This window comes from Myxococcus sp. AM009, assembly GCF_013372605.1.
GTDB lineage: Bacteria > Myxococcota > Myxococcia > Myxococcales > Myxococcaceae > Myxococcus > Myxococcus vastator.
On record NZ_JABXEP010000388.1, the window covers coordinates 1 to 608 of the forward strand.

Genomic DNA, 608 nt, shown 5'->3' on the forward strand with positions numbered 1-608 from the left:
GGCGGCGCTGGCGGCGGGCCGCGCAGGGCCGTCTGCGCCACGGGCAATACCGCGTCGAGCGACTGGGTGAGCGAGTCCAGGAGCTGGTCCTCGCTCACGCCGGGGACGAGGTGCTCGGTGACGAGCGCGCCGTCATTGGCGGTGTAGATGCGCGCGCCCGTGCGGTAGCCGCTGAGCAGCTGGCCCAGCTCCGTCACCAGGACGAGCTCCGTCTTCCCCGCGGCGCCCAGGGAGCGGATGCAGGAGGCCGCCGTGCGGTTGCAGCGCAGCAGCGGGCGGCGCTTGGACGCGGACAGCTTGCGGGTGATGTCCTCGATACGGACCACCACCAGCCCACGGGCCCGGAGCTGCTCGGCCACGTGCTCCTGGGCGAACTCGACGACGTGGGAGGGCGCTCCCGCCGCGTCAGGCGGCGCGACCAGGATGGACAGGGGCGGCGGGGGAGGAGCCGCGGCGGGCGCCTGGGTGGCCAGGGTGAGCGCGGCGAGGAGGGAGATCCACACCCAAACACTTTCCCCCCGACCGGACCTCCTCGCAAGGTCGGGAATCACCGCTCGTGCTTCGGGTGAAACCCGCCAGGGCGGAGCGCGTGTGGTGGGAGGCCGCCC

At 73.8% G+C, this 608-nt stretch carries 1 pseudogene; it reads right to left on the reverse strand.

The annotated features are described in order from the left end of the window. Positions 1-503, reverse strand: a pseudogene (locus tag HV824_RS36015) (hypothetical protein); the annotation flags it as partial. Positions 504-608 lie beyond the last annotated feature (105 nt).